13 protein-coding genes are annotated in these 15342 nt (G+C 38.9%); all 13 read left to right on the top strand.

What is annotated here, in order from left to right:
* Nucleotides 1-26 precede the first annotated feature (26 nt).
* The 13 genes from CDZ88_RS09850 (at nucleotide 27) to CDZ88_RS09790 (ending at nucleotide 15218) form a co-directional block, all read left to right on the top strand.
* Nucleotides 27-2216, top strand: a complete 2190-nt coding sequence (locus CDZ88_RS09850) for a phage tail protein (protein WP_100373392.1) — start codon at nucleotides 27-29, stop codon at nucleotides 2214-2216.
* 122 nt (nucleotides 2217-2338) lie between these two features.
* Nucleotides 2339-2527: a hypothetical protein gene (locus CDZ88_RS09845; protein WP_100373391.1), complete on the top strand. Its 189-nt coding sequence runs from the start codon at nucleotides 2339-2341 to the stop codon at nucleotides 2525-2527.
* A 267-nt stretch (nucleotides 2528-2794) separates the two neighbouring features.
* Nucleotides 2795-3193, top strand: a complete 399-nt coding sequence (locus CDZ88_RS09840) for a tetratricopeptide repeat protein (RefSeq protein WP_198507842.1) — start codon at nucleotides 2795-2797, stop codon at nucleotides 3191-3193.
* A gap of 139 nt (nucleotides 3194-3332) precedes the next feature.
* Complete coding sequence (locus CDZ88_RS09835) at nucleotides 3333-4499, top strand: AlbA family DNA-binding domain-containing protein (RefSeq protein ID WP_157796524.1); 1167 nt, start codon at nucleotides 3333-3335, stop codon at nucleotides 4497-4499.
* A gap of 949 nt (nucleotides 4500-5448) precedes the next feature.
* A complete protein-coding gene (locus tag CDZ88_RS09825) occupies nucleotides 5449-6897 on the top strand; it encodes a SulP family inorganic anion transporter (protein ID WP_100373388.1) in 1449 nt (482 codons plus the stop codon).
* 16 nt (nucleotides 6898-6913) lie between these two features.
* The gene (locus CDZ88_RS09820; RefSeq protein WP_100373387.1) at nucleotides 6914-7333 is read left to right on the top strand and encodes a universal stress protein; all 420 of its coding nucleotides are present in this window, start codon (nucleotides 6914-6916) and stop codon (nucleotides 7331-7333) included.
* Between the two features lie 211 nt (nucleotides 7334-7544).
* A complete protein-coding gene (locus tag CDZ88_RS09815) occupies nucleotides 7545-9731 on the top strand; it encodes a malate synthase G (RefSeq protein WP_100373386.1) in 2187 nt (728 codons plus the stop codon).
* Nucleotides 9732-10020: 289 nt separating this feature from the next.
* A complete protein-coding gene (locus tag CDZ88_RS17415) occupies nucleotides 10021-10521 on the top strand; it encodes a hypothetical protein (RefSeq protein WP_157796523.1) in 501 nt (166 codons plus the stop codon).
* Nucleotides 10511-11764, top strand: coding sequence for a glutathionylspermidine synthase family protein (locus tag CDZ88_RS09810; protein WP_157796522.1), 1254 nt, complete (start codon nucleotides 10511-10513; stop codon nucleotides 11762-11764). The genes CDZ88_RS17415 and CDZ88_RS09810 overlap by 11 nt, the downstream gene beginning before the upstream one ends.
* Nucleotides 11764-12180 carry a DUF350 domain-containing protein gene (locus tag CDZ88_RS09805; protein ID WP_100373384.1) on the top strand — a complete coding sequence of 139 codons (417 nt, stop codon included), beginning with the start codon at nucleotides 11764-11766 and terminating at the stop codon, nucleotides 12178-12180. Before CDZ88_RS09810 ends, CDZ88_RS09805 begins: the two co-directional genes overlap by 1 nt.
* 28 nt (nucleotides 12181-12208) lie before the next feature.
* A complete protein-coding gene (locus CDZ88_RS09800) occupies nucleotides 12209-13453 on the top strand; it encodes a glutathionylspermidine synthase family protein (RefSeq protein ID WP_100373383.1) in 1245 nt (414 codons plus the stop codon).
* A gap of 341 nt (nucleotides 13454-13794) precedes the next feature.
* A complete protein-coding gene (gene bioB, locus CDZ88_RS09795; protein WP_100373382.1) occupies nucleotides 13795-14811 on the top strand; it encodes a biotin synthase BioB in 1017 nt (338 codons plus the stop codon).
* Between the two features lie 62 nt (nucleotides 14812-14873).
* On the top strand, nucleotides 14874-15218 hold the full coding sequence (locus tag CDZ88_RS09790) for a hypothetical protein (RefSeq protein WP_100373381.1): 345 nt from the start codon (nucleotides 14874-14876) through the stop codon (nucleotides 15216-15218).
* The last annotated feature ends 124 nt before the right edge of the window (nucleotides 15219-15342 follow it).

Raw genomic sequence — 15342 nt, 5'->3', positions numbered from 1 at the left:
TGAGTTGGTTTTGGAGGTGAAGAAAATTGAGTAATGTAATTGATATTTTAGTCAACGCTAGCGATAACGCTAGTGACCAGATAAAGGGTGTCAGCTCAAGTGTTGAAGGTATGCAAAAAGCTATGGAGAATGCTTCTGGAGCTTCAAAGGCACTCCTTGGAGCTGTTGCTGGAGCTGGAGCTGGCTTGATTGCTCTTGGAGGTCGAGCTGTTATGCAACTAGCTGACATTGAGGACATTAACACAAGGCTAACTCATTCACTTGATAACACTGGTTTGAGTGCTGTTACTTCAACAGACGCTATTGGAGATTATGCAACTGAGTTGCAATATAAAACAGCTATTGAACATGAGTCAATTCGTTCAGCAATGGCTCAAGTTGGAGCTCTTGAGAATGTAAATGATATGTTTCTTGGAGGACACCAAACAGTTGAAGACTACATGGACACAACAGCTGATTTAGCAACCTTCTGGGGAAGTGACTTTGAGAGTGCTTCTGATAAACTCTCAAGATACCTTGAAGACCCAGCTGGAAGCTTTGAGAGATTGCAACGGAACAATATTTCACTAACTGAGGAACAAAAAGCCAGTATTGAAGCAATGCAAGAGCAAGGAGATATGGCTGGAGCTCAAGGTGCACTCTTTGACATTCTGACAGATAAAACTGGTGGATTGGCTGAAGCTTCTGGGCAAGGACTTGGTAAGCAACTCACAATGGCAAAAATGGCTTTTGATGATATATTCCAAGCAATTATGGAACAGCTTGACGCTCTTGACTGGCTCACTGAAGGTGTTGGAAAGGTTGTTGATGTATTCAGAGACCTAGCCAGCTCTATTACTGAGAATGGTATTTCTGAGACACTAAAGAACTTAATACCAAAAGGACTTGAACCAGTGCTTTATGGTGTAGCTGGTGCAATTATGGTTGGTCTAGTTCCAGCGTTCTACGCATTACTAAAACCAATTTTACTAGCAACAGCTAGCTTGCTTCCATTCTTGGCTGTTGGTGCTCTTGTCGGTTTACTAGCTTACCAAATTATTCAGAACTGGGAGACCTTTGCACCTTACTTTGAAGGAGTTTTCACCTTTGTTGGAACAGCTGTTGAGGGGTTCAAGACGGTATTCATGCAAAGCTTTGAACAACTTCAAGCTGGTATTGCTCCACTTTGGGAAGCTGTTAAGACACTCCTTCAGAGCCTTGAGCCAGTCATTATTATGATTGGAGCTATTCTTGGAACAATGCTAATAACTTCAATGGCTGTATTCAATGGAGTGGTTTCAGCTCTTGCACCACTAATGACAGCGTTCTTCAACTTGGTTGATGTTGTTGTAAATGTGGTAAAAGCTGTTCTAGCTGTTCTCTCTGGTGACTTCCAAGGTGGTATGGACTTATGGAACAAAGCAACAGAGTCAGCCATTGAGTTCTTCAAGAATATTTGGAGCGCAATTGTCAACTTCTTTACTGGGTTTGTTGATACTTTTATTAGTATTCTAGGAAACTTTGGAGTTGATGTTGTTGGTGGCTTCACTGAAATGTGGAACAACGCTAAAGCTAAGACAACTGAAGGAATTGACGCTGTTGTAAGCTTCTTTAGTGGTTTACCTTCCAAGGCTATGGAGTTCATAAATACTCTTGCCAGTGACTTGATAGCTAAATTTACTGGAATGATGAGTGATGGAAAAGACGCTGTTTCAACTGGTATTGATAACATTATTAGTACCATTACAAACTTTGGTAGTACCTTCCTAGACGCTGGTAAGGGTCTCTTGTCTTCCTTCACTGATGGGATAAAAGATGGTATTAGTGGAGCTCTTGGAGCTGTTTCCGAAGGGATGAGCTCAATTCGTAACTTCTTACCATTCTCACCAGCCAAGAAGGGAGCACTTTCAGACCTTGATAAGTCTGGAGCAAGTTTCTTCCCTACTTGGTATGAAGGAGCACTCAAGAACGTGAGACCAATGGCAAGAGCTATTGGAGGTGCTATGGAAGACTTAAATGATGAGCTTGTTGGTGGCTCTGGTGGAGGTCTTGGAGTGGCACTTGATAGCTTTGGCTCTTCAAGAAAACAGACTCTCACAATTCGTGTTGAGGGTGATGTGAACGTAAAAGGAGACTCTGGAGAAGAGCAAGTAAAGTTTGTTGCAGAACAGACAAGACAGCAACTCTCAGACAACCAAGCCTTTAATGGTTTACGTCAAGCAATAAGACAGAGATAAGCAATAACTGAGCTAGGATGACTAAAGAGGGTACGCTGAAGGAGCTTGCTCTGGAGTAACTTCTTTGGGAGTTCTATCTCTCAATCTGTAACACCAATAAACAATGAGGAGCTGGTTCACTAATGACAAAGGTAAAAAGCCACTATATGGTTGCTGGAAAAGTTATTGTTTTTACTGAAGGAGTGGAACTTGGGTCTTCACAATTAGAGGACACTGTGAGAGAGCTTGCTTTTGGTCAATATGGTGGAATGTTCTCTGAGATAGTTGTTATTAGTGAAAGCAACGACTCAAGGGTATTCAAAGGGAAGTAAAACAAAAGTATGAGGGGTGAATGGTTATGAGAGAGGAGCTAAAACTGAGATTTATAACTTATTTTACTATTGGAGAAGAAACCGAGAAGCACGCTTCTGAGTTTGAATATAGAAGGTACTTGAAGGGAAATAGTAAAGAAGCATACAAGAGAGCACTACAAAAACAAGAGAGTTGACCTTCTGAGGTTGGCTCTTTTTTTTGTAGTAAAAGTTCTTAAAATTCTATAATATGATAACTAAGTAAATAAATAACAGAGGAGTGAGGTTTTGATAAAATTAATTAGTAAGCTCTTGGGGAAAGAAAAAGTGAAAAGTGATAGCAAGCCAGAACAACGGACTGTTGAGAGTAATGAGCCAAGTAATGAGAATGAAAAAGTTGAGAGAAACTTAAAAGGTATGGAACTAGAGAAGAATGGAGAACTTGACCAAGCCATAAAGCTTTATGAAATGAATGTACAAGAAGGCTTTGATGGAAACCATCCATACGACCGTTTAGCAATTATATATAGAAAGCAGAAGTTATATAATGAAGAGATAAGAGTATTAGAGAGAGCAATTGAGGTATTTTCAAACTTGAAAGAAACTTCATCTCGTCAAGACATTGACCCCAAGTTGAAGAAGTTTAAGGATAGATTAGATAAAGCTAATGAACTAAGCAAATCATAATTTCTTTTTTGTGCTAAAGAGATTTTTAAATTATCGAGGTAATCTATTTTAATTATGATGAGCTGACTAATAAAGGGTTGGCTCTATTTTTGTTCGACAGTGCTATAATTTTGGAAATGGACTTGAGGAGGGAATTATTTTGAGTAACCTCGATTTACTAATTAAATATGAGCGTGAGGGAACAAGGCTTGATTTTAAAAAGGAACAATATATCAAGGAAAAATATCAAGATTTAATTAAGGATATTATGGCTATGGCTAATGCACCAATTGAGGGAAGAAGACATATTATAATTGGTGTAAAGGACAAGCCAGATGGTACTAAAGATTATTTCTCTTTAAATAGAGATGAAATAGTAGACCAAGCTACTTTCCAGCAGATTATTCGTGAGAATGTTGAGCCTAGTATTGATTTTTCATACTTTACACATGAGATGGATGGAAACTTGTTTGGTGTAATAGAAATTGAGCAATGCACTAACCCTCCCTGTATGATGAGAAAGGATTATAAAGGGTTAAAAAAAGGTGAGTGCTTTATAAGAAAGGGAAGCCAACAAGAAAGAATGACTAGAAGTGATTTAGATGAAATGTTGAAACACAAAGAGAAAGTGCAATTCGATAATAAAATCTTAATTGGCTTTAATAAGAACTTAGATAGCAAAATTAGTGTTGACGCTGTTGAGGAGTTACATTTCCCCTCTGATAAAGCTAAAGATAAAATTGAAGGTATAATTGAGGGTAGAGAACTTATAGGGGAAGACAACACTAATGCTCTTTCAATGTTAGCAAAACTAGGGATGAATTATAGCAATATTATGGGTAATGCTCCTTACGAGCAACGTTCCACAGAGGAACTAAAAAAAGATTTAAAGAGTCTTAAAGAAACATATATGGATGAAGATTTTTACTACATAGGGGAAGAATTGTCTGAAAAAATAAATCTAACCTTGAGAAATGAAGGTAATCAATATTTAGAAGATGTATCAATTGATCTAAGAATACCAGCTCGCGGGATAATGGTAATGGATAAAATACACCAGAAACCCAGCAATGATTATCTAATGACAGTAGGTGGACAGTATTTTCCTAGTTCGTACCCTAATGTAATTGAGAAAGGTGATATGTATATAATTGAAGATGAAATAGGACAGCTCAAACACCAACAAGATACGATAACATTTAATGAAGATATTAGAGTGTTTTTTACACCAGAAAGCAAAAGTGAATTAATAAAAATCACATATATAATTTACGCTAAAAACCTCCCTAACCCTATTAGTGGGGAGCTGACCATTGAAGTGAAGTAAGCTTTTCTATTCCTACCACTCCTCAAGAAATTCTCCAAAAGTAACTAATGGGAGCAAATTTCAATTTAAACCATTGAGGTGATACTTGAGAGAAGCTCTCTGTTGCATTTATCTTTTATGAGATGGGTATTGAGACGTAAACTTGCACAGCTGAAACTTGTGAGGTTGACAGCTTCTTGATGGACACTGTACAATGAAAACTCAAGATTGAACTTGTATAGAGTCCAATAGAAGTTTAAGCATACATACACACTGACTCCAGAGATTGTCCACTCTCGTCCACCTTGACAGGGTGGAGGTCACTGGTTCGAGCCCAGTACGGGTCATACCGAAAAAAGCCTAGTATGGCACGCATTCTCAGTTAATGAGGTGCGTGTTTTTTTGTATTGGGAAAGGGAAAATGAAGGTTTTGATCATATTTTGATCACATATTTATTAAAATTTGTTTTACACTCGAATTTGCTTTTTTTGTTTGGTTTCATGTAGCCAGTGTTTCTTGTGAATGCTAGACTGAATAAATAGTGAGTTGGTGAAGGGAGTCATCGCATGCTTAAGTTTTTAATGAACCTCGGTTGGACGGTCAGAAAGGTTGTTTTGGGTGTCCTAATTGCTATCCTTGTTCCTTGTGCATTATTTTTAGCAATAGAGCTTCCCTATATAATAGAAGAAGGATTGTGGGGTATGGTACCACTATTTCTATTGGACTTCTTTCTTCAGAATGCTGTCCTTCCGGTCGTTATATTTCTTTATTATGTCTTAGTCACAACAACATTTATGCTAGTTAAAAGTGTTATAAGCAAGTTCTTGGTGCGCAAGGTGAACAAGTAGGAAGACGGCCTAAGGGGCGTCTTTTTTGTGTTGAAAATATTCCTATGCGTAAGTTGCGTTTCATGAGTATAAATAATTCCTCCCTCTTGTTAAATACTATGGTGAGAAGGAGGAATTATGGATGAATGAAACGCGTTATGTTGATACATGGTTTGGTAATATACGGGGGGATATTTTATCTGGTCTTGTCGTTGCAATGGCCTTAATTCCAGAGGCGATTGCCTTTTCAGTTATTGCTGGATTGGACCCAATGGTAGGATTGTATGCATCATTTGTGATGGCGGTTGTTATTGCTTTTGTCGGTGGAAGGCCAGGGATGATTTCTGCTGCTACAGGGGCAATGGCACTTGTTATCGTCACGTTAGTCGCTGATCATGGGTTGCAGTATTTGCTGGCAGCGACCATTCTTACTGGGGTTATACAGATAGTGTTTGGTTTGCTTAAACTTGCTAAATACATGAAGTTTATTCCGCGTTCGGTCATGGTTGGGTTTGTGAATGCCTTGGCAATTCTTATTTTTATGTCCCAGATTGACTACTTCTTCGGTGAACGGCCAATTATATATGGCTTAGTTATTTTAACATTACTAATCATTTATTTATTTCCTTTCATCTCAAAAGTAGTACCTTCAACGTTAATTGCGATTGTTATTGTAACAGCATTGGCAGTTTTTGTGAATATACAGGCTTGGACTGTTGGTGATATGGGCACAATACCTAATACATTGCCTGTGTTTTTACTTCCCAACATTCCAATCAACTTTGAGACATTGATGATTATTATGCCATACTCTTTAGCTCTAGCGACAGTTGGATTAATTGAATCATTGCTCACAGCTTCTATTGTCGATGATATGACAGAAACGGAAAGTGAAAAAAACGTTGAAAGTAGAGGACAAGGTATTGCTAATATTGCGGTTGGATTATTTGGTGGTATGGCTAGTTGTGCGATGATCGGTCAATCTGTTATTAATGTGAAATCGGGTGGTTCAGGTAGATTGTCTTCGTTTGTAGCTGGGGTATTCCTCATGTTTTTGATTGTTGTTTTAGGAGATATTGTTGTACTCATTCCGATGGCTGTTCTCGCAGGTGTAATGATTATGGTATCAATCAGTACATTCGATTGGAATTCATTAAAAACCATACACTTAGTTCCCAGAACGGATGCTGCTGTTATGATTGTGACGGTCTTAACCGTGGTCATCACACATAACTTAGCAATAGGAGTATTGGCAGGGATTTTATTAAGTGCAATGTTCTTTGTTTCCAAAATTTCTAATGTAAAAGTGGAGAGTTCGTTAAACAATCAAGTAAGGACCTATAAATTAAATGGCCAATTGTTTTTTGCTTCTGTCACAGATCTCCTTAAGAAATTCGATTATCAGGAGCCAGTTGATAAAGTAATCATTGAGCTTTCCCAAGCGCATATTTGGGATGATTCTGCGGTAGCTGCTATTGACAAGATTGTGTACAAATTTAAAGAGAACAAGGTGGATGTTTCGGTGATGGGTTTGAATGAAGATAGCTCGGAACTTGTTGAGAAATTAGCCAATAAACTAGGAGGGCATTAAAAGAAGGAGGTTAACTATGTATCAGAAAATTTTATTAGCCTATGATGGTTCAAAGTATTCTAAGCGTGCAGGCGAGAATGCCTTACACATTGCGAAATGCAGTGCGGAGTCATCCATTGAAATCTTGTATGTCGTCGATGGCAATAAAGCAAAACATGATGTGCTGAGCAATTGGAACTCTCTAAGTGTAGAAGATAAACGTAAGCAGCTACTAACGGGTGTAACAAAAGCGGCAGATGATATGGGGATTAAATACTCTATTAAAATTTTGCACGGAGAATCAGGTCCGACGATTATCAAATATGCGAATGAGCAAAATGTCGATTTAGTTGTAATAGGAAGTCGAGGGTTGGACGGTATTCAAGAATTTGTGTTAGGTAGTGTGAGCCATAAAGTAGCAAAAGGGGCAAAATGTCCTGTGTTAATCGTTAAATAAGCTAAAAGCCTACCTTTAACAAAATTTGTCGAGTGAGTATAGACTAGTCATCTTCCTGTAGATTGGAAGATGATTTTTTGTTCATTCATTTACAGTTTATTTTCTGAATTCTTCCTTTTTTCTTAATAATGTTATACAATAACGATATGATGTTATATAACAGAGGTAAGTGTAAGGTGATTAACCGTAAATAAATGAGGAGGTACAAAAAATGACGGCATTGAATTATGTGAAGGTAGGAAATTTACAAGTGGCTTCAATTTTTTATCGTTTTATGGATGAGGAGGCACTTCCTCTGAGTGGATTGTCTAGTACACAGTTTTTCCAAGGGGTAGAAACATTAATAAAAGAGTTGGGGCCTCTGAATAAGCAACTATTAGAGCGTCGTGAAGACTTACAAGCGTCAATCAATGAGTGGCATAAAAAACACCAAACGTCGTTCTCTTTTGACCAATATAAAGCGTTTTTAGAAGAGATTGGTTACTTAGAGCCAGAGGTAGAAGATTTTAATATTACGACTGAAGGGGTAGACCCTGAGATTGCACTGCAAGCAGGTCCACAACTTGTTGTACCAGTAAATAATGCACGTTATGCCTTAAATGCTGCGAATGCACGATGGGGAAGCTTGTATGATGCCCTTTACGGTACCGATGTGATTTCTGAAGAAAACGGGGCAACGAAAGGGAAATCTTATAATTCAGTTCGTGGGGAACTTGTCATTGATTATGCGAAAACGTTTTTAGATCAGGCGCTACCTTTAGCAGAAGGCTCCCACAAGACTGTAGAAAAATATACGATTGAATCAGGGAAACTGATCGTACATAGTAAGGGTCAAACGGCTGAATTGAGAAAATCAGATCAGCTTGTCGGCTATACCGGATCACCTGAGAGTCCCTCTAGTATTTTATTAAAAAATAATGGATTGCATGTTGAAATTCAATTTGATCCAAACCACCCTATTGGTAAGACAGACCTTGCCGGAGTATGTGATGTCGTCATGGAATCAGCTATGACAACGATTATGGATTGTGAGGACTCCGTTGCGGCTGTGGATGCAGAAGATAAGGTTGGGGTGTATCGTAACTGGTTAGGCTTAATGAAAGGCGACTTAAAAGAATCATTTACTAAAGCTGGAAAAGAGGTTACTCGGAGACTTCAAGAAGACCGTAAATATACAACGGTTCAAGGGGAGCGCCTCACGTTACCAGGTCGTTCATTAATGTTTGTTCGTAATGTTGGTCATTTAATGACAAATAATACGGTACTCGATCATGAGGGTAATGAAGTTCCGGAAGGCATATTAGATTGTATCGTAACGAGTTTAATTGCTAAACATGATTTATTAGGGAATGGAGAGCTTCAGAATTCCAAAAAAGGCTCTGTTTATATTGTAAAACCAAAAATGCATGGCTCTGAGGAAGTTGCCTTTGCGAATGTTTTGTTTAATCGTGTCGAGGATTTGATTGACTTGCCACGTTACACCCTGAAAATCGGTGTGATGGATGAGGAGCGTCGAACATCTTTAAATTTAAAAGCATGTATAAACGAAGTGAAAGAACGTGTCGTCTTTATTAATACTGGTTTTCTAGATCGAACGGGAGATGAAATGCACACTTCAATGGAAGCAGGACCGATGATTCGTAAGCATGAGATGAAAACGTCGACATGGCTAACAGCATATGAGAAGTCCAATGTGAACAATGGTCTTCTTTGCGGATTACCAGGACGTGCTCAAATCGGTAAAGGAATGTGGGCAATGCCAGACTTGATGGCTGATATGTTGAACCAAAAAGATGGACAGTTAAAAGCAGGTGCGAACACGGCGTGGGTTCCGTCACCGACTGCAGCGACATTACATGCTCTTCATTACCATCAAGTGAATGTGTTTGATGTACAACGCGAGCTTGGAAATCAAATTAGTTATCTAACAGACGACATTTTAAACATCCCATTAGCCGAACATCCTAATTGGAGTCTAGAAGAAATACAGCAAGAGCTAGATAATAACGCGCAAGGTATTTTAGGATACGTCGTTCGTTGGGTCGATCAAGGTGTCGGATGTTCAAAAGTTCCAGACATTAATCATGTTGGGTTAATGGAGGACCGTGCGACATTACGAATTTCAAGTCAGCATGTAGCAAACTGGCTTCATCATGGAATATGCACGAAAGAGCAAGTGCTCGAAACGATGTATCGTATGGCCAAAGTGGTTGATCAGCAAAATGCAGGCGATCCAGAATACCGTCCGATGGCAGCGAATTATGAAAACTCAGTAGCGTTCCAAGCGGCGTGTGAATTAGTGTTCAGTGGGATTGAACAACCTAGTGGATACACAGAACCAATTTTGCATAAACGACGTTTAGAAGCAAAACGAAACCGAGTCGCAAGTACGAAATAACAACTAAAAATAAGTAGGCTAATGAGTGAGTCAGTTCGCTCATTAGCCTATTTAGTATTTTAAAAATAAACAGTCGGCATCATACTTGTAGGGGAGTAGTGTTGTTCATTGTGAGTAGTTATTAAAACGTAGATTACATTTTAAATAAGTAGAAGGTTTTTTTTGCTAGGTCAAAATCTCATCCTGTTACCTGCTGCTCTTATGAAAAATATGCTAGAATGACAGACGATATAAAAATATCTGTAACTTTCCTTGTGTTAAGACGTAGAAGTTAGACGGAGGTGGAGAAATGAGAAAGCCAAAAACAGATCGGTTATTAATGGGTGTGGTGGGAACAAGTATGGCTCTGGCAAGTTTAGCGGCTTGTTCGACATCATCAACCGAAGAATTAGTTGGTTTTCCAAATAGTGAAACGGCAACAACTAATACATCAACCCCACCATCCCCTGAGGAAACAGGATGTGAAACATGGACATGGGATGCAGAAGCAGAAGCCTATCAATGTGTAGAAGAAGGTTCCGAGAATAATGGTCATTATTATTCAAATGGAAGCTGGTTTCCAACGATTGCTGCATTTATGGCTGGACGGGCTTTAGGTGGAGCGGGTAGCTCTTCTGGAGTCACCAACCAGAGGCAAGATGGTACAACAAACAATAACCAGCAAACCAACCAAAATCGAACAACGAACACAAACCAATCAACTACATCACCAAATCAATCAAATCAAAATTCAACACAATCAACTAACTCACGGTCGGGGATGGGAGGCGGTGGCTTCTTTGGAGGATAACTTTACACGTCGCCGAAATGCGTTCTACAACAAATTTGATTCTTTTTGGGATCGGTTGTATGGTATTGAATACTCCTTATTTGATTGTCACACGATATCTGATTTAGAGAAAACTCACATTAGACGCGCTACAAATGAAGCATACAAGATTTTTAAAAAGACAAATGAATTAGTGAAGCAAGCTGATGACGAGACGTTTCTTAAATTAGGTCTACCTGAAAAGACCATTCCCTTCTTACGTCAACACGGAATTGGCTACGAAACCGTGATCGGACGTTTTGATTTCGTACTAACAGCCGAAGGATTAAAAATTTTAGAGTTCAATGCGGATACCCCAACGTTTATTCGTGAATTATTTGAAGTGAATGGAGCCGTCTGTAAGGAATTTGGATTTGTAGATCCGAATCAAGGAATGGATGAGAATGTGGGTGAGGTTATTCGTGATGCTGTGTACCGATCAGCTAGACAAATAGGAGTTCACGGTCATCCTTATGTGGTTTTCACCGCCCATGCCAATGATATAGAAGATCGCCAAACGATGATGTACTTAATGAATCTTGCAGCGATTTCAGATGCAACCTTTGTCCCGCTTGATCAATTGCACGTAAATAGTGAAGGCGATCAACCTGGAGTGTACGATCTAGAAGGCAAAAAGATTGATGTCGTCTATCGTCATACTTATCCACTCGAGGCACTAATAGAAGATCAGACAGAAGATGGGTTTGCTATTGGGGAAGCATTCTTAGAGCTTGTAAGTCGTGGACAAGTTGCCATACTCAACCCCCCGTCGGCCTTCTTGATGCAAACAAAAGCGATGCTTGCTCTTATTTGGGGGATGCACGAAAAAGGGCATCCATATTTTACTGAAGATGAACATCGGCATATCGCTTCTTATTTTTTGCCGACATATTTAGATGAAGATCCATTTATAGAAACTGGTGATCGATATGTTTCTAAACCGGTATTCGGTCGAGAAGGGGATACCGTATTCATCAAGCAATCTGGTAAGCAAATCAAGAGCCAGAAGAAGCAAACGTATAATCATTACCTAAAAATTTATCAGACGTATGTTGATCTTCCAAAGACATGGGTAAAAACAGAAGAAGGCAAGAAGGAAGTGCATTTGTTAATTGGTAGTTTTGTCGTCGGAGAGCAGGCAAGTGCATTTGGTCTTCGGGCAGGAGCTGCAATTACAGATAATCTATCGTACTTCTTACCATGCGGAGTGAAAGGGGAAAACTAATGGACATCTTTTATTATTTACAAACATTCGATCGTTTTCTTATTTATTTGGTTGCTTCCTTACTATTATTTGTGTTAGGAACATTTTTATTTAAATTAATAACACCATATTCAGAACGTAATTTAATTCGAGCGGGAAATGTGGCTGTTTCATTAAAATTACTCGGGAAAATGGCAGGTTTAGTTGTTGTTTTACAATCAGCGATTCGTAGCTCAATTAACCTTATTGATTTAGCGATTTGGGCAATTATTGCAATTGTTATTCAAGTCATTTTACATGCGGTTATTGAACATGTATTTACACGTAATACGAACCTTGCAAAAGAAGTAGAAAAAGGCAATGTAGCGGTTGGACTATTCCTTGGTGGGATATCTATTCTTGTTGGAATGATCGTCGCTGCCACGATTAGTTATTAAATTTTAGGAATAGGTAGGTGATAAATCTATGTTACCTTATCGATCTTTAACGAAGCCTTTTCAACAAGAGCAATATGTTAAAAGATTTGACGATCTATACGAAAAGATGGTGAGTGCCGGATTTACTTGGCCTACTTTATATGATAATTATGAGGACAATCAATATATGAGTGATTCAATGCTGGACATGCCTTCTGGAATGTACAATGAAATCATTCAAGCTACTAGAGCTGTTGACGATATTTACAAAAAAACATACTCTATGATTCGGAAACATCCAAATTGCATTCATCGATTAGGTATTCCTGTGATGCTGTGGGATTTATTACTTGAAGATGAAAGTAAGCGATTTTCTTATTTTACGAGGTACGATTTCATCGCTTCCGCCAGCGGTTTAAAGGTGATTGAAGCTAACACAGATACACCTGTTGGCATTGTGGAAACGGCCATCGCTCAGAAAATTCTTGCTAAAGAACATGGAGTGACGAATCCTCATACCAATATTGATTCATTAGTAAAACAAACATGGGAACAGATTATTAAAGATTACCAGATCAGAAGCTCAGATGTATTATATGTTACAGCAGCAAATTGGCACGAAGAGGATAAACAAACAGCTACGTATCTAATGAAACAGTTCCCACAGGAAGTGAAATATATCCCGCTTGAAGAGATTATCGTTGAAAAAGATGGCTTGTATACACCGACAGGAGAGCTGATTACATTTCTCTATCGTCTTTACCCATTGGAATATTTTTTGAATGAGAAAAGTGGGACTGGAGAAACGATAGGTGAACAGCTATTAGTCCATGTGATGACTGGAAAAATAAAATTGATTAATCCACCTTCTGCGCTACTCATGCAATCAAAAGCAGTTATGTCCTTAATAACGGAGTATAAGCGGGAGTGGTATACACGAAGTGAGCAAGATGTCATTGATCGCTACTTTTTACGTACGTATGATCAGCCTTCAGGGTTGTTGTCATATGTGAAGAAGCCGGTTCTAGGTCGCGAAGGTGGCGGGGTTCAAGTTGTTGAAGAGAATCAAACGCTTGAGCAAGACTTAGATCATTATCAAGATCAACCGATGGTGTACCAGGAATATTTTACGATGCCTGAGCAAACGATTGATACGTGGGACGGGCCATATACCGGACGGTTACTGATCGGTTCACATTCATTTAACGGGGAACCCGCAGGATTGTTTTTACGTGTTGGTGAATATATTACTGGAAATTTATCGATGTTTGTGGGATACACGGTATCTAAGTAGATGGTAAAGACGGTCACCAGTTTTTATGATGTTGTTTGGTATTGGATTGATTAGAATTACTACCTCACCCTTGACAAGTTATTTCCATATTTGAGCAAAAAAAACAGAAAAAAGGCCGCGCGAGTTCAGCAAAGTCATAAGCAACCAGTACAGACTCTGGTTGCTTTTTTACTATAATATCTTATGATTTCTCTTGATTGCCCTGGAAATAATGCATGCAGTCGGGCTTCATCGAAAGCATAAGAATTTATAGAGATTTTCATGCATTCTTCACTTTTTGATGATTTCTACTTGTCTAAATTTAACATGAATGTTAACTTATAATTATAATAGGTTAACAAATGGAGGGGATACTTGTGGGAGCTAAGTGGTTGGAACTGGCCGAGCGAGCAATCAATGGGGAATTGATTTCGTTAGAAGAAGGTTTATCTGTAATCCAAGCTGATGATAATGAAGTTTTACCTATTCTTCATGCTGCATTTAAAGTGAGGAAGCATTACTATGGTAAAAAAGTAAAGTTGAATATGATCATTAATGCAAAGAGTGGTTTGTGTCCAGAAAACTGCGGATATTGTTCGCAGTCAATCGTATCTAATGCACCAGTAGAGAAGTATTCATTCTTAGATAAAGATACCTTGGTAGCGGGAGCTAAAGAAGCGATGTCCCGTAAAGCGGGTACGTACTGTATTGTAGCTAGTGGGCGAGGTCCGACTGAGCGTGAGCTTGACGGAGTAATTGAAGCGGTTGAAGAAATTACGTCGACTATGCCACTGAAAATCTGTGCTTGTTTAGGTATTCTTACTGACGAGAAAGCAAAACGACTTCAACAAGCTGGAGTTCACCGTTACAATCACAATATTAATACTCATCGAGACCATCATGAGGCGATTACAACAAGCCATTCATACGACGACCGTGTCGATACCGTTGAATTTGCCAAAACAGCTGGAATGTCGCCATGTTCCGGTGTGATTGTAGGAATGGGTGAGACCGATGAGCAAGTCGTTGAGATGGCGTATGCTCTTCGCGCCCTTGATGCAGATTCTATTCCAGTTAATTTCCTACATGCAGTAGATGGGACACCGTTAGAAGGAAGAGAACGCACAGCTCCAATGAAAGCGCTTCGAATCTTAGCTTTAATGAGATTTATTAACCCAACAAAAGAGATCCGTGTCTCAGGAGGGCGGGAGCTGAATTTACGTACATTACAACCAATGGCTCTGTATGCGGCAAATTCAATCTTTGTTGGAGATTATTTAACGACAGAAGGGCAGAGTGTAGAGCTAGATCACCATATGATCGAAGATTTAGGGTTTGAAATTGAAGAATCAGCTCTTCCATTAACTAACCAAGCATGATTAACTCATAAGAAGTTACGATCTACTCCATACTAATGGTACATGGAAAGGAGTGGATCAGGATGTTTCGAAAAAAACGATCATCTCGTTCAAGCTATATTGCAGGATCAATTCTGGGTGGCTTTATAGCTGTAGCTAGTTATTATCTATTGGCAACAACGGAAAAAGGAAAGGACTTTAAAGCGGAATTAGCAAGTCGAGTACCTGAGAAAAAAGCTTCATCTGGTTCTCTTTCTCATCTTTTGCTTGAATTTGGAGGAGAATGGAGCGAAGACTTGAAAGAGGTCTTAAATGAATCGAAGAATCGGAATCACCAAGGAACGGCAAAACAATCCAAAAATCAGGTAATTAGTCAAGAGCAATCAGAAATTGGGGAACTAATTCAAGGAGTGTTAGATGAGGAGTAGTCTAAGGACTGCTCTTTTTTGTCTTGACGGTAGATTGTAAAACATTACTGTATTTCAGATAGAAAGCAAGCAGAAGCAAAGAGTTCTATGGTAAAATAACCTTTCAATATAGAGAGGTGAAGAT

This window comes from Bacillus sp. FJAT-45037 (assembly GCF_002797325.1).
Lineage (GTDB): Bacteria > Bacillota > Bacilli > Bacillales > Bacillaceae_D > Alkalihalophilus.
This window is presented reverse-complemented; position numbering and strand designations above follow the sequence as displayed.